The organism is Lacticaseibacillus salsurae (assembly GCF_045862175.1).
GTDB lineage: Bacteria > Bacillota > Bacilli > Lactobacillales > Lactobacillaceae > Lacticaseibacillus > Lacticaseibacillus salsurae.
The window spans coordinates 1-14,136 of the sequence record NZ_BAAFZI010000017.1; the positions used below are offsets into that span (position 1 = coordinate 1).

The following is a 14,136-nucleotide window of genomic DNA, read 5'->3' on the forward strand; positions in this document are numbered from 1 at the left end:
CTCAACTTTTGCACGGAACACTGCACGAGCCTTGATCACCGGTATTGCCTATAACCTGGTTCAGCTCTTTAAACAGCTCTTTGTCTCGGAAGACCGTCGTTCAACCATCTCCTCGCTACGGTTCAGTCTCTTTCACATCGCCGGTAGGATTACTTGGCACGCCCGTCGTGTGGTGATTCATCTTGCTTCTAACTATGTTTACAAGAACTGGTTTAGTCGGCTCATGGACGAAGTCCATCAGTTGGCGACCTGAACTGAATAACTGAATAGGTCGTGCGTCGAGCCGAAAACTGGGTCGGTCTGTTCGTGGTGCATCGATCACCAACTTCTCCGCTCAGTCAGTATTCGCAACGCTCCAAACGTTGCTTTCAGACCGGCCAGATGCGATTTCATGTCCCCAATACCGAGGTGAATAATCCAGGTAAGTATTTTTCTTGGCGTTCTGCAGTTTTGCCAAAATGGTTGACCCCGACATCAGCACGGCCGGAATCAATATTGCCTAACAACGCATCATATTCGGCGATCTTCCACTTGAGTTTGTATTGCGGCAGTTTCTTGACGACTGCTTTCAACACGTCGACGTCATAACCGTCGAGCTTCCCAGATTTTTCTTTCACCGCAAACGGGGCAACGTTCCCATCAGTGATGGCCGTGATTGTGGTTTTCTTGGCGGCTTGCGTCGGGGCAGCAGTGGTGGTGGCAACAGTAGCAAAGGCGCCGGCAGCGACTAACGATAAAATAGTAATTTTTTTAAATGACATGGTGAGTTCCTCCAAAGGAATGTTTTTTAGTTGTGAACTGTTTGCGTGGCAAAGCGTGCTAGGAATTGTTTAGTGCGTTCGTGTTGCGGGTGGACTAAGACTTCATCTGGGGTGCCAGCTTCTTGGATGCGCCCATCATCAAAGAATAAAACCCGGCTGGCGACTTCTTGCACGAATCCCAATTCGTGTGACACTAAAATCACAGTGAAATCAGGATGGTCGAGCACCACTTGTTTTAAGGTTTGTAAGACTTCACCGACTAGCTCCAAATCTAACGCCGACGTCGGCTCATCGAGCAACAATAACTTGGCATCAGTGGCTAAGCTGCGGGCAATGGCGACGCGCTGCTTTTGCCCGCCGGATAGTTGTTCGGGATAAAAGTTGGCATAAGGCGCTAAGCCGACGCGGTCTAATTCTTGCAACGCCCGGGCTTTGGCTTCGTCCTTCGGGATCTTCTTGACGGTGATCAAGCCTTCTGCTACATTCTCCCAGGCGTTCTTCTGGCGAAATAAGTTGAATTGTTGAAACACCATCGTCGAGGCTTGGCGAAACTTCAGACGCTGGGCTTTGGTGATGTGTGGTGCGACGATTTGTTGATCATCAATGGTGATGGTGCCAGCATCTGGGGTTTCCAGTAAGTTCAAGCACCGCAGCAGTGTGGATTTACCTGAGCCGCTGGGTCCGATAATGCCGATGATTTCACCGGTTTGAATTTCTAAATTAATGTCTGAAAAAATTTGATGGTCATCAAATTTTTTCGCTAAATGTTCGATCGTAATCATGAGCGGACCTCCTTGCTGGCAAGCACTTGTGCGCCTACAATCGGCGTTTCAGTCGGCGCTGGCGTTTCCACTAAGTGTTGCGCCACCCGGAAGCGATTGATGCGCTTTTCAATTAAGCGAATCAAGATTTCAGTGATCACAGTCAAGGCCCAGTAGATAATGGCCAAGGACAGGTACACTTCAAAGTAGCGGAAGGTGCGCCCAGCGGTGATCTGCCCTTCAGCAGTCATTTCGATCACGCCGGCGACAAAGGCTAACGACGTGCCTTTGATCAAGCTGATGAACTGATTGCCCAACGTCGGCAAGGCCACCACCAAAGCTTCTGGAATGGTGATGCGCCGCAGGATCTGCCAGCCCGTCATGCCTAAGGTTTCAGCCGCTTCGATTTCACCAGCATCCACGGAAAGCAGCGCCCCACGAATGTTTTCTGAGTTGTAGGCCGCTTCGTTGATGGCAAAGGCTACGAAGACAAACAAGAACGCAGGCACATGGTTAATATTGAAATTCGTGTGATTGTAGTAGTTCCAATACCGCAATGCGATCGGCACACCGTAGTAGGACAAGTACAGCTGCACCAGTAGCGGCGTCCCGCGGACAAAGGAGACCAAGACGGTGAAGATTTGATTGAGCACTGGGATTTTGTGCAAGCGCACCAAGGCGATGCCCAAGGCTAAGACCAGCCCCACGACCATCGATAACAGCACAATGCCTAAAGTGATCGGCAGATACTGTAATAAGTCCGGGATATTGGTGAGAATCAGTTTGAAATCAATCAGTTTAGGCATAATTTTTCCTCCTTAAATTCGTATCAGACCAATCATGAACACATTCGGCTGCTCCTTACACCAAGGCCCAGCAATAACACTAAGTAAATTTTCATAAAAGCTCCTTTTGACCACAAAAAAACGCCTCGTAGCATATAGCTACGAGGCGCAGTCAGCGCGGTACCACTCGTTTTCGGTAGTCTAAAAACTACCCTCAAGGGGATCGTTGCAAGCAAGAATCCCTGTCGCGTTAACGGGCGCACCCGGCGTTGGCTTGATTTCCCTCACCGACACTGACTGATTGCGGACCATATTCATTCACACCGCCTTAGTCGCTTTCACCAGGCGCGGCCTCTCTGAGAATTTGGTAATGAATTACTCATCCGTCTGTCATTTACTGTTGTGAACAATTTAAACCCACGACGCGTCCTTGTCAAGCGTGATGCGAAAAAAACTTGACACAATGGCCTAATGCGTTGGAAATTAGGCCATTGCAACGATAATCGCTGCGATCACGCAAACCACCATACCAATAACGCCGACGATCATCATGGCTTTGCCAAAACCGGCATTTTCCCCTTTGAATTTGCGGCCGATGGCAAAAATAAATCCAAAAATCACCGCTAAAATCACGGCTGAGATCAACAAAATGGAAGTAAATGCAGACATGTGAAACTCCTTTTAAAGTAAATATGACAAATCACTTGAAGCACTTGGATAAGCAAACAAGACTTGTTGTGGATCAAACGCTTGGTGTTGTTGAATCAGCAACGTGAATTGGTTGATCAATTCTTCGGCATGGTCGCCGACCACTAGCGCACCAACTAACAACTGCGTCTGACGATCCCTGATGGTGGCCACCCGAGCTGTGTGATCTAAGGTGCGATGGTAGGTATACCAATTGGAAACATCCTGGTCTAATACTTGATAGCGGTCAGGATCTGCTTTAGCGGTTTGCAAATCAACCCCGACGCGCGCAATCTCAGTGGTGCCAAAGACAATTTCTGGAATCACGGGATATGCGATCGGTTCACTCATCCCTAACAAATGCTTGGCCACATAGCGGCCTTCAAAGCTGGCCACTGGGGTGAGTTTCGGTTGGGTTTTGTCCACGGCATCGCCGATGGCATAAATGTGCGGGATCTTGGTTTGCATGAATTCATTGACTGGCAACCCTTTGGCGGTCATTTCCAAACCGATCGGCGCTAAATCGATGCCGAGGTCCGCTGAGCGTCCAGTGGCCGCAAATGCCGCATTCACATTTAAGCTGAAACCATCTTCGCCGTGTAGCCAAACGCCTTGGTCTGACTTGGCGACACTTTCAAGGTGAATGTTATCATGCCAGTGAATATGCACATTCGTCATTGCTTGCTTCAGCGTCGCAGTCGCGCGTTCATCCCACCCGCGCAAAATGGTTTCAGAGCGGTTGATGATATGCACGTCAGCCCCTGCTGCCGCTGCAATGTTGGCCAGCTCCACGGAAACGTAACCTGCTCCGATAAAGGCGATGCGTTGCGGCAATTGATCCAAATCTAAAAATTCATTAGAAGTTTTAAGTAATTCCGCGCCAGGAATATCTGGTTTGGCTGGCTTGCGGCCAGTGGCAATGATGATGTCATCGGCATCAAATAAGTCTCCAGCCAGCGCCACGGTATGGCGATTGAAAAACTCCAATTCACCGTGCCGGGTATTCACCCCTGCTGCATGTAAACCCGTCAGCGTGCCACCAGGTACCGTACTGGTATAACTGCGCTTGTGTGCCATTAGTTCCGGCCAGTTGATGGTCAACTCACCGCGCACCCCAGCTGGTTGCATATCTCGGGTGGCTGTTTTGAGTTCTGCGGCGCGATAAAGCATTTTCTTCGGGTCGCATCCGCGGTTAGGACAAGTGCCACCCCACAAGTCGCGCTCAAATACCATCACGCGCTTGTGGTCAGCCAAAGCACTGGCGGCAGCGACGCCGGCAGGTCCGGCACCGATAATGATCACATCATAATGATTCATGCAACATCCTCACCTTTCTTAAAAAATCGGCGACTGTTCAGGCGTTGGCGGCTAAGAAATTCAACACCGCTTGCGCATCTAGTTTAAACTTACCCGAATCTGTTTGAAATGTCACTTTTTTCCCTTTGGCAATCGCAGGCATGATCGTTTTCAATAAGGTATCTGAAGCCGTCAACTCACTGGCTGAGGCGGTTGCTGGCGTGGCAAAACTTTGGAGCTTATGAATCGGTGTTTCCATTAACCGGGCTTTGGTTCCGGCAAAAAAGTCAGCGACCCATGCCGTGGCTGGATTTTTGGCAATGGCTTGTGGGGTGTCACATTGGACGACTTGCCCATCGCGCATCACCGCGATGCGATCGCCTAAACGCATCGCTTCATTCATATCATGCGTCACAAACACGATGGTCATGTTCAAGCGCTGATGCAGATCCAACACCAACTCCTGCAACTGATTGCGTGACAAGGGGTCAAGCGCAGAAAAAGGTTCATCCATTAAGACCACTGGCGGCTTATTGGCAAACGCCCGCAAAATGCCGACGCGCTGTTGTTCCCCACCAGATAAGGCTTTGGGCAAACGGTCGCGGTATTGAGCAGGCGGCAAGCCGACCGAATCTAATAGTTCGTCGACGCGCTTAATCACTTGGTTTTTGGGCATATGCCGCAGTTCTGGAATCAAAGCGATATTTTGGCCCACAGTCATATTAGGAAACAAGGCGATTTGTTGAAGGACATAGCCGATTTGCCAGCGCAATTCCCGAAGCGGATAAATGGTGATATCTTGACCTTTAAATTGGATCGACCCAGTAGTCGGTTCGATCAGACGGTTGATCATTTTTAACGTGGTGGTTTTGCCACTGCCAGATTCGCCCACTAAGACAAATAACTCCCCGGTATGGACTTTGAGGTTGAGATCTTGGACGGCGTCGCCTGCGGCATAGGTTTTGGTGACGTGGTCAAAGGCAATTAATTCACTCATTGTTTCGCCTCCAATAAATGATGCGTGGTCAAATAACGCTTGGCAACGCTGGCCGCCGACTGTTTCTTCACGTTCACATCGTAGTTCATCTGCTGCATATCCGTTTCGGTGATTTTACCTGCGAGTCGATTCAACCGCTTGACGATGGCAGGATGTTGTTTCGCCCAGCTGGCTTTCATCATCGGCGCGCCGCGATAAGTGGCAAAAACGTGCTTAGGATCTTGCAGCGCCAATAGTTTGTATTGGGCAATTTGGGAATCCGTCGAATACCCATCAGTGACGTCCACATGATCTTGCGACAAAGCTTGATAACGCAGCGAGGCGTCCAATGAGTTCACCTTTAAGTTCAAGCCATATTGTTGTTTGATCCCGGCATAACCATCAGCTCGGCCAGAGAATTCCAAGTCGAAGCCAGCGGTGGCATTAGGCAATTTATTGAGATCCGCGATGGTTTTTAAGCCATAGCGCTTCGCCGTACTTTGTCGCACCACCAAGGCATAAGTGTTGTTGTATTTCATCGGCGAAAGCAGCGTGAGCCCTTGTTTTTTCAACAAGGCATTGGCAATGGGATAAGAATCAGCGCCTTGCTTGATTTCAGCCGTTTGTTTGGCCGAGGGTTTCACTAAGCTGGTGACCACCGTGCCGGTAAATTCTGGATACAAATCAATTTTGCCCGACTTTAAAGCGTCGAATAAAAAGCTGGTTTGCCCGAAGTTAGGTTTCAACACCACGTCGACGTTGTCTGAACCATCTTCGATCAGTAATTTGTACATATTAATGAGCACTTCTGGTTCACTGCCAAGTTTGCCGGCAATGGTGATGGTTTCCGGTTGTGGTTTCAAGGCTTGATACCCCCAAACCCCGCCACCGATGACGCCTAATGCAACCAGTCCCGTTGCCACCCAGCGAAAACGGATCTTTTGCACTAACGCCAAGCCTGCCGAAAAGACTAAAGCCAACGCCGCCGAAGCAATCGCCCCAAGTAACGTTAAGGTCGTATCGTTGCGGTTGATCCCAGACATGATAAAGGTCCCAAGACCACCGCCGCCGATCAACGCGGCTAAAGTGGCCGTGCCGATGATCAACACTGTGGCGGTGCGGATCCCGCCCATGATCACAGGCATCGCGAGGGGCAACTCCACCTTGCGTAATTTTTGAAACCGGGTCATGCCAAATGCTTCAGCAGCTTCTTCATAGGCGGGATCGATTTCTGATAACCCGACATATGTGTTTTGGAAAATCGGCAATAAGGCGTACACCACCAGCGCAATAATGGCAGGCGTGGTGCCGATGCCGACAAGAGGAATCAACAAGCCCAACAATGCTAATGACGGAATGGTTTGCAAGATCCCAGTCAGTTGCAACAACACATTGGCCAAGCGCTTATGCCCCAGCGAAAATACCGCCAGTGGTAAGGCAATCACCACTGCGATCACCAAAGCCACTAATGAGATTTGGATATGTTGGCCTAACGCCACAAGCAAATCACCGCGACGCTCTAAAAATGTTTGCCATAAATTGCTCATGTCGTCCTCCATACGCCCATTGTTTCCGACTTTAAATATCACCCAGTTTAACATATTTTTTGACAGGTTGCTTACTATTTCACAGCACGTCACTTGCACAAATGCGTGACATGCAATAAACTAGATAGACCAATTTGTTACCTCTAGTGTAACAAATCCCGAATTTTTCCCGCAAATCACCTTAGGAGGCTCGCTGCATGTCGTCAACTCAAGCACAAGAACAAACCCTCGTCACGCAGGTGTTAGCTAAATTACACCGCCGCCTCGACATCATCGCCAGGCAATTAAAAGAAGCCCATGAAGATACCCAACGCATCGAACAAAGTTATGGCGATGCCACCAAAGTCAACATCACTGAAATCGATGACCGCATGGAAACCAATGCCGCCGTCCAACAACAAAAAATGATGGTCGCCCGCGCGGTGGAAAATGAAACCATCCTCGAACACGAACAAACCCGCTTAAAGCGGTTAGTCTCAAATCCCTATTTTGGCCGCATCGATATTCAAGATGTCGATGGCCCAGATACCTTGTATATCGGCACTGGCACCTTTCAAGACGATGATAACCAGTTTTTGATCTACGACTGGCGCGCCCCGATCGCCTCGGTTTATTACAACGGGACGCTGGGGCCAGTGACTTACGCCACCCCAGTTGGTGAACGCCAAGTCGATCTCACCAAAAAGCGCCAGTTCATGATCCAACAAGGCGTGATCACCAACATGTTTGATACTTCAGAAACCGTTGGCGATGAAATTCTGCAAGCGGTGCTTGGGGCGCAATCAGACGACTACATGCAAAACATTGTCGCCACCATTCAACAAGAACAAAACGACATCATCAGAAACACCAAAGCGGATGTCTTAGTAGTCCAAGGCGTTGCCGGCTCTGGGAAAACCTCTGCGGTACTGCAGCGCGTGGCTTACTTGCTGTATCACGCGCGCACCACGTTAGACGCTGATCAAATGGTGTTATTCTCCCCGAACCAACTGTTTGCCAATTACATTTCTGAAGTTTTGCCATCGCTTGGCGAAAAGAACATGCGCCAAGCCACGATGTATGAATTTTTCGCCAAGCGTTTTGCTGGGTTACATGTCCAAACGTTATTTGAACGTTTTGAACAAGATCAAGTGAACTTGCCAGAAACCACCAAAAAGATCCGCCGCTATAAAGAAGCGGCAGATTACTTGGATGAAATTCAACGCTTTGTCGATACCCCAGGACACGTTCCCGCCTTTATCGACATCATGTTGAACGGCGAAGTCTTCTTCAAAGCCAGCACCATTCAAAAAATCTACGCCGCCCAACCTGCACGCGCCACTGCCGCCAACAAATTCCTCGACACCAAAAATGCATTGATCAAACGCCTGCACACCCGCATCCGCCTGGCGGTTTATGACGATTGGGTACAAACTCAGTTGGAACTCATGTCTGATGAAACCACGCGCCAATTGTTAGCAGGACGTGAATTTGAATCTGGCGATGACGAAGCGCAATTCTTAGCTGAAGCTGTGGTGAGAAAAGCCTTCGCCCCAGTATATGACGCGATTTATAACGACTACTTCTTGGATGAGTATCAAGAATATCAACACTTTTTAGCCACGGTCCAAGTGCCAGCTGTTGACGCTGACGTGTGGGCCACCATGAGCCAGGCGGTCGCAGACGATTTGGAAGCTCATCACTTGCGCCTAGAAGATGCCGCGCCGATTTTATATTTGCGCGATGCGATCGCCGGTTCTGGACAAAACCATCAGATCCAATATGTGTTCGTTGATGAAATGCAAGACTACACCATGGCCCAGCTCAAATATTTGCATCATGCCTTTCCTAAAGCCAAGCTGACGCTGTTAGGCGATGCCAAACAAGATGTGTTCACCAGCAACTACCAAGCCAGTCCTTATTTTGACAGCTTGAAGCAAGTGTTCAAAGGGATGCGCATCGATCAGATCTCGTTGAACAAATCCTATCGCTCGACGCAGCCGATCACCAACTTCGGCAAAGCACTGTTGCCTGAAAGCGACCATATCTTAGCCTTCAACCGCGATGGTGAAAAACCGCAAGTCTTGTGTTTACCACAAGATCAAGCAATGGCTGGTGTCACCAAACTCGCCAATACCTTATTGCGCAGTAATCATACGGTGGCCATTTTAACCAAGAACCGCGCCGCTGCTGAACAGCTTTACACCACGCTTAAAATCGACACCCCAACGCACTTACTCACGCCACAAGATCACCACTTGCACACGGGTTGTTTGATCATGCCGGTGTACTTGGCCAAAGGGTTGGAGTTTGATGCAGTGATCGGCTGGGATGTTTCAGCTGACACTTATGCCACTGAAGCGATGCGCGATGTGTTGTATACCTTGTGCACTCGCGCTTTGCATCAGTTGATCTTATTGGGCATCGATCAACCAAGCCCCTTGATCACAGCCTTACCCGAAGAACTTTACCAACCATTGAAATTACCGGTTTAACTCAAAAGGCGCTGACTCAGTCGAATCGAGTCAGCGCCTTTTGCGTTACAACATTAAGGCGATGAAGTTATTGAGAAAATGCAGCGCAATGCTGTAGCGAATGTCTTTGGTTTTGACATAAGTCATTGTGAAGACTGCGCCCATCGCAATGTAAACTAACATATTCAAAGGCTCACTCGGTCCCGCATGCATCAAACCAAACACGACACTGGAAATGATCGAAACTGCCCATAAGCGGCGTTTATCTTTCAGTGACCCAAAGCTGTGCATCAGCAAACCGCGAAATAGCAGTTCTTCAACCGGCGGCGCCCCGACCACTGCAATCAATACCATGGTCAGCGGCGCTTGTTGTAAGACTTGCATTAAAGCATCTTGGTTTTGTGATTCTGCCGTCCAATGTAAGCTGATGGCGATACCGCTGAACCCTTGAATCAAGGCTAAGGTCAACACCATTTTACCCATGAACTGCCAAGTCTCTCGCGTTGGCGCATGCGGGCCAAAGCCTTCCGGGTCGCGCTTTAAGTAATACTGATACGTGGTGGCCAGCAAATAGATCAAACTGCCAAAGACAATGGCAAATACCAAGGCGACTAATCCCGTGCTGGCTTTGCCTTTCGTGGCAATGGTTGGGATCATCACGATCATTTCTGCGATCATGTACAAGCCAAACAGCACAACCACGCCTGCACAACGCCGGATCACTTTCCAAATATTCAATGCGTCGCCTCCTATTTAAAATAACAAAAAAGCCTTCCCAATGCGGAAGGCTCTCGCTGCCGTCTACTGGATTTGAACCAGCGACCTCAGCCTTACCACGGCTGCGCTCTACCTTCTGAGCTAAGGCGGCGTCAACAACTGCCTATCCAATATACAATAGTCGTCTAGGCACCTGCAACTTTTTCAGCGCCGGCCTTGATACTCCGCTAAGAACTCATCCACAAAATCATGCATCACTTGCGTCCGCGCTTGAGCTAAGGTTTTAGCGGCTGGGGTATTCATTTGACCGGCGAGTTTAAACAACTTCTCTTCAAAATGATTCAACACCGGGCTTGGCGTTTGGCGATATTGCGTGGCAGTGAGTGTCGTACGCGGTGGGATCGCTGGATCATACATCATACTGCCATGCGCACCACCATACATAAAGGTCCGCGCAATGCCAATGGCCCCGATGGCATCTAAGCGATCAGCATCTTGCACCAGTTGGCCTTCCAGACTTAATTCAAAGTGATGCGCTAAATTCGCTTTATAGCTCATATGATCGATGATTTCAAAAATCGCTTGTTGCTGTTGGGTGCTGGCGCCGGCTTTGACCAACTCGGAAGCCGTTTGAGCTTTGGCTGCCATCACATCAGCCACGAGTTTATCGTCGTAGGTGTCATGTAGTGTTGCGGCCGCCAAAGTGATGTCGGCATCCGCTTGCGGTGTTTGTTTTAATAATTGCCGCGCGGTGGCTACCACGCGTTTGATATGATCGGCGGCATGGCCGCTGGAATCATGTTGGGCCACCGCATCAGCGTAAGCCGTTAAAGTGGAAATTTTCATTTTAACCTCGAATTCGTTACACTATTGGGGTAAGTTGAACCCTTGAGCCTTTAAAATTGTGCCAATGTCATCCCGATGATGTTGATCAGCTGATAAGTGCTTTTCGATCAAGCTGGTGAAAGATTCCACGCGCGCCCCTGTTGTCCGATGGGCGTAATAATCAGTGACTTGCGCATCATAGCTTGATAAATCAACGCGCCCGGGATATGTATTCTCGCCTAGCACTGCCGCTTGTGGCAAGCGCGGTTTCAACTCAGTGGTTTGATCCGGTACGCCGATCATCAACCCTAACAATGGGAAAGTGTACTTCGGCAAGTGCAATAACTGGATCATTTGCGCTGGGTCGTTCAAAATACTCCCCAGCATCACGCCACCTAAGCCGCTATGTTCAGCCGTGCTCAACATGTTTTGGGCCGCCAGCGTCGCATCAAAGCAGCCGGCTAAAAAAGCATTCCAGTTGGTGAAGTGCGCAATATCTGCCTGTTGAGGTGTTTGCGCAATATCACGCGCCGTGTCCACCACGAAAATAAATAATTCACCATTGCCGGTAATGCATGGGCTGGTCGAAATATTTTGGATCGCTTGGCGCAACTTGGCGTCAGTCACGCGAATCAAACTAAACGATTGTAAGAATTCACTAGAACTGGTCGCTTGCGCTGTTGCCACCAAGCTTTGCCAGTTGATCGGTTCAGCTTTAAATTTGCGAATACTGCGATGCGCCAAAGCATTTTGATCCAAAAAGGTCACTCCATTTCAAAGAAGGTTTTTAATATGTTTCATGATAACACGATTCCGACTCACATTGTGGTGCGCGGCGCCAGAGCGAATAACTTAAAAAGCTTAAACGTCGACATCCCCTTGCATCAACTGGTCGCCATCACTGGCCGCTCAGGCTCTGGTAAGTCAAGCCTCGCGATGGGCGTGTTGTACGCAGAAGGCATGCGCCGTTATGTTTCAGCGTTGTCCACTTACACCCGCCGACGCTTAGGGCAAGTCGGCCACGCGCAAGTCGATAAAGTTGAACACATCCCCAGTGCCATCGCCTTGCGCCAACGCCCAGTCGTCCCTGGTGTGCGCAGTACAGTCGGCACCACCACTGAAGCGCTGAATGTGGTGCGCTTAATGTTTTCAAGATTAGGTTCGCCGCAATGTCCAAATGGCCACCAGATCCCGCCGACCATTGAAATTGCGCATTTAATGGACACCCAAGGCGAAAAAGCCACTTTGACATGTCCCGAATGCGGTGCTTCTGTACGCTTGTTTGGCGCTGAAAGTTTCGCCTTTAATTCCGTTGGCGCTTGCCCTGAATGCAATGGTACCGGTGTGGCGAAGACTTTAGCGGTATCGCGCTTGATCCCAGATCCCACCAAAACCATTCGCGAAGGCGCCGTGGCTTCTTGGCGCTTGCCAGGGCGCAACTTCATGCAAATCGTCGCGCAATATGCTGGCGTCGACATCGATACGCCATTCAACCAGCTGCCTCAAGATCAACAAGACATGGTATGGCATGGTCCCAAGCGCACTTACGCCATCAACATCCCATCTAAAACCGGCAAGATTTTCCACATGGACAATGCCGTTTATGAAAATGCGTATAATGCGGTGCTGGATTCCATGGCCACTACCACCAACGAACGCGCGATCCAACGCTTGAACCGCTTCTATGAATTCGGCGTATGTCCGGTATGCCACGGCTCTCGTTTTGATCAAAAGCTGCTCACGCAAAAAATCGTCGGCAAAAACATCGCTGAAGTTTCTGATTTAACGCTCAGTGAACTCCATGATTTTTTGCCAAAGATCCAAGCATGGTTACCTGATGATATGCAACCACTCGCCCATGACATTTTGCGGGAACTCGATCAGATCTTAAAGCCATTGCTTGATTTAGGCTTGAGTTACTTGGCCTTGAGTCGCGCTGGGAGCACCTTGTCGACTGGTGAACTGCAACGGATCCAGCTGGCGCGCACTTTACGCACGCAAACCACCGGCGTGTTATACGTCTTAGATGAACCTAGCATCGGCTTACACCCCGCCAATGTTGAAGGGTTGATCGAAGTGATGCGAGCACTAGTCGCTCAAGGTAATTCTGTGGTCGTCGTCGATCACGATACGGCGATCATTGAAGCTGCCGACACGGTTTTAGAAATCGGGCCTGAAGCTGGGAAGGCTGGTGGTCGCTTGTTGAATCTTGGGACACCGGCAGAAATTTCTCAAGCTGACGATTCCTTGATCGCACCTTTTCTCAATGGCTCGGCAACTTTGCGGGTGAGACCCGTTCCGCAACCAGCGAAGAAATATTTTGGCGTCACTGTCACCGATCGTTTTAATTTGCACAACCTCACCGCCAGTTTCCCGATCAATCAGTTTTCAGTGGTGTCAGGATTTTCTGGCGCTGGGAAGTCAACGCTAGTCCTAGATGCTTTAGTCCCGGCCTTGACCGCCACCAAGAAACAGCCAGCGCCAAGTTTTGTGTCGGACATTCAAACTGGTGGCATTAAGCGGGTCGTCGCCATCGATGCCACACCTGTCGGCAAAAATGTTCGCTCAACAGTCGCCACTTATACGGACATTTTGGATCACTTGCGCAGCCTGTTTGCCGCCTTGCCACAAAGCCAAACCGCGGGCTACACCGCCAGCAACTTTTCATATAACGTCAAGCTTGGCGCTTGTCCCACTTGTGGCGGCACTGGGCAGATCAACTTGGACATTCAATACTTACCTGACATGCAAGAAATTTGTCCCACTTGCCATGGCCAACGCTACGATCCGGCAATGTTGAAAATCAAGTGGCATGGCAAAAATATCGCCGAATGTTTGGCGCAATCTGTGGATGACGCGCAACAATTCTTTGCTGACCAACCAGCGATCGCCCAAACCTTGCAGACCTTGCATGATATGGGACTGGGCTATTTGCAATTAGGCGAAAGCACGCCTTCGTTATCTGGTGGTGAAGCCCAGCGCTTGCGGTTGACCAGCCATTTGCGGCGCAGCCAGCGCGGCACTTTGTTTGTGTTTGATGAACCAAGCGTGGGCTTGCATCCCCTAGATGTGCAAGTGCTTCTGCAAGTCTTTCAGCGCTTGATCGACCAAGGCGCTACGGTGCTGGCGATCGAACACGACTTAGATATGATCGCCAATGCCGATTATTTGTTTGATGTGGGGCCAGAAGGCGGGGATTTTGGTGGCAAACTCGTCGCCCAAGGCACCCCTGAGCAAGTGGCAAGCGGTGATGGGCATACCGCCAAGTTTTTGCATCAACATCTAACCCATTTTCAACATTAAAAAAGTCGTCGTGAGCGCATCACGG

Annotated in this window: 13 protein-coding genes and 1 tRNA gene; 3 read left to right on the top strand and 11 right to left on the bottom strand. The window is 49.7% G+C overall.

The window, feature by feature from the left end; translation table 11 throughout:
- On the top strand, positions 1-253 hold a 253-nt coding region (locus tag ACKTSG_RS06745), incomplete at its 5' end, for a transposase (RefSeq protein WP_407891817.1).
- Between the two features lie 136 nt (positions 254-389).
- On the opposite strand, the gene ACKTSG_RS06750 is transcribed toward ACKTSG_RS06745, so the two are convergent.
- The 7 genes from ACKTSG_RS06750 to ACKTSG_RS06780 all read right to left on the bottom strand — a co-directional run bounded on the left by ACKTSG_RS06750 (position 390) and on the right by ACKTSG_RS06780 (position 6,813).
- On the bottom strand, positions 390-761 hold the full coding sequence (locus ACKTSG_RS06750; RefSeq protein WP_407893209.1) for a transporter substrate-binding domain-containing protein: 372 nt from the start codon (positions 759-761) through the stop codon (positions 390-392).
- A 26-nt stretch (positions 762-787) separates the two neighbouring features.
- A complete protein-coding gene (locus ACKTSG_RS06755) occupies positions 788-1,543 on the bottom strand; it encodes an amino acid ABC transporter ATP-binding protein (RefSeq protein ID WP_407893211.1) in 756 nt (251 codons plus the stop codon).
- Positions 1,540-2,328 carry an amino acid ABC transporter permease gene (locus ACKTSG_RS06760; protein WP_407893213.1) on the bottom strand — a complete coding sequence of 263 codons (789 nt, stop codon included), beginning with the start codon at positions 2,326-2,328 and terminating at the stop codon, positions 1,540-1,542. Before ACKTSG_RS06760 ends, ACKTSG_RS06755 begins: the two co-directional genes overlap by 4 nt.
- Positions 2,329-2,790: 462 nt before the next feature.
- Positions 2,791-2,976 carry a hypothetical protein gene (locus ACKTSG_RS06765; RefSeq protein ID WP_054715672.1) on the bottom strand — a complete coding sequence of 62 codons (186 nt, stop codon included), beginning with the start codon at positions 2,974-2,976 and terminating at the stop codon, positions 2,791-2,793.
- A 12-nt stretch (positions 2,977-2,988) separates the two neighbouring features.
- Positions 2,989-4,311 (bottom strand): dihydrolipoyl dehydrogenase family protein, encoded by a 1,323-nt coding sequence (locus ACKTSG_RS06770; RefSeq protein WP_407893215.1) that lies wholly within the window; start codon positions 4,309-4,311, stop codon positions 2,989-2,991.
- Between the two features lie 37 nt (positions 4,312-4,348).
- Positions 4,349-5,287, bottom strand: a complete 939-nt coding sequence (locus ACKTSG_RS06775) for an ABC transporter ATP-binding protein (RefSeq protein ID WP_056963634.1) — start codon at positions 5,285-5,287, stop codon at positions 4,349-4,351.
- On the bottom strand, positions 5,284-6,813 hold the full coding sequence (locus tag ACKTSG_RS06780) for an ABC transporter permease/substrate-binding protein (protein ID WP_407893217.1): 1,530 nt from the start codon (positions 6,811-6,813) through the stop codon (positions 5,284-5,286). The genes ACKTSG_RS06775 and ACKTSG_RS06780 overlap by 4 nt, the downstream gene beginning before the upstream one ends.
- A 197-nt stretch (positions 6,814-7,010) precedes the next feature.
- Here ACKTSG_RS06780 and helD point away from each other — a divergent pair, with 197 nt between their 5' ends.
- Entirely contained in the window at positions 7,011-9,287 is a 2,277-nt protein-coding gene (gene helD / locus ACKTSG_RS06785; RefSeq protein ID WP_407893219.1) for an RNA polymerase recycling motor HelD, read from the top strand.
- 45 nt (positions 9,288-9,332) lie between these two features.
- Here helD and ACKTSG_RS06790 read toward each other — a convergent pair whose 3' ends face one another.
- The 4 genes from ACKTSG_RS06790 to ACKTSG_RS06805 all read right to left on the bottom strand — a co-directional run bounded on the left by ACKTSG_RS06790 (position 9,333) and on the right by ACKTSG_RS06805 (position 11,567).
- Entirely contained in the window at positions 9,333-10,004 is a 672-nt protein-coding gene (locus ACKTSG_RS06790) for a CPBP family intramembrane glutamic endopeptidase (RefSeq protein ID WP_056963629.1), read from the bottom strand.
- A gap of 57 nt (positions 10,005-10,061) precedes the next feature.
- Positions 10,062-10,134, bottom strand: a tRNA-Thr gene (locus ACKTSG_RS06795).
- A 53-nt stretch (positions 10,135-10,187) separates the two neighbouring features.
- Positions 10,188-10,829, bottom strand: coding sequence for an HD domain-containing protein (locus ACKTSG_RS06800; RefSeq protein WP_054715647.1), 642 nt, complete (start codon positions 10,827-10,829; stop codon positions 10,188-10,190).
- Positions 10,830-10,850: 21 nt separating this feature from the next.
- Positions 10,851-11,567, bottom strand: coding sequence for a nitroreductase family protein (locus tag ACKTSG_RS06805; RefSeq protein ID WP_056963627.1), 717 nt, complete (start codon positions 11,565-11,567; stop codon positions 10,851-10,853).
- Positions 11,568-11,600: 33 nt separating this feature from the next.
- Between ACKTSG_RS06805 and ACKTSG_RS06810 the strand changes: the two genes are divergently transcribed.
- Positions 11,601-14,111 carry an excinuclease ABC subunit UvrA gene (locus ACKTSG_RS06810; protein WP_407893222.1) on the top strand — a complete coding sequence of 837 codons (2,511 nt, stop codon included), beginning with the start codon at positions 11,601-11,603 and terminating at the stop codon, positions 14,109-14,111.
- The last annotated feature ends 25 nt before the right edge of the window (positions 14,112-14,136 follow it).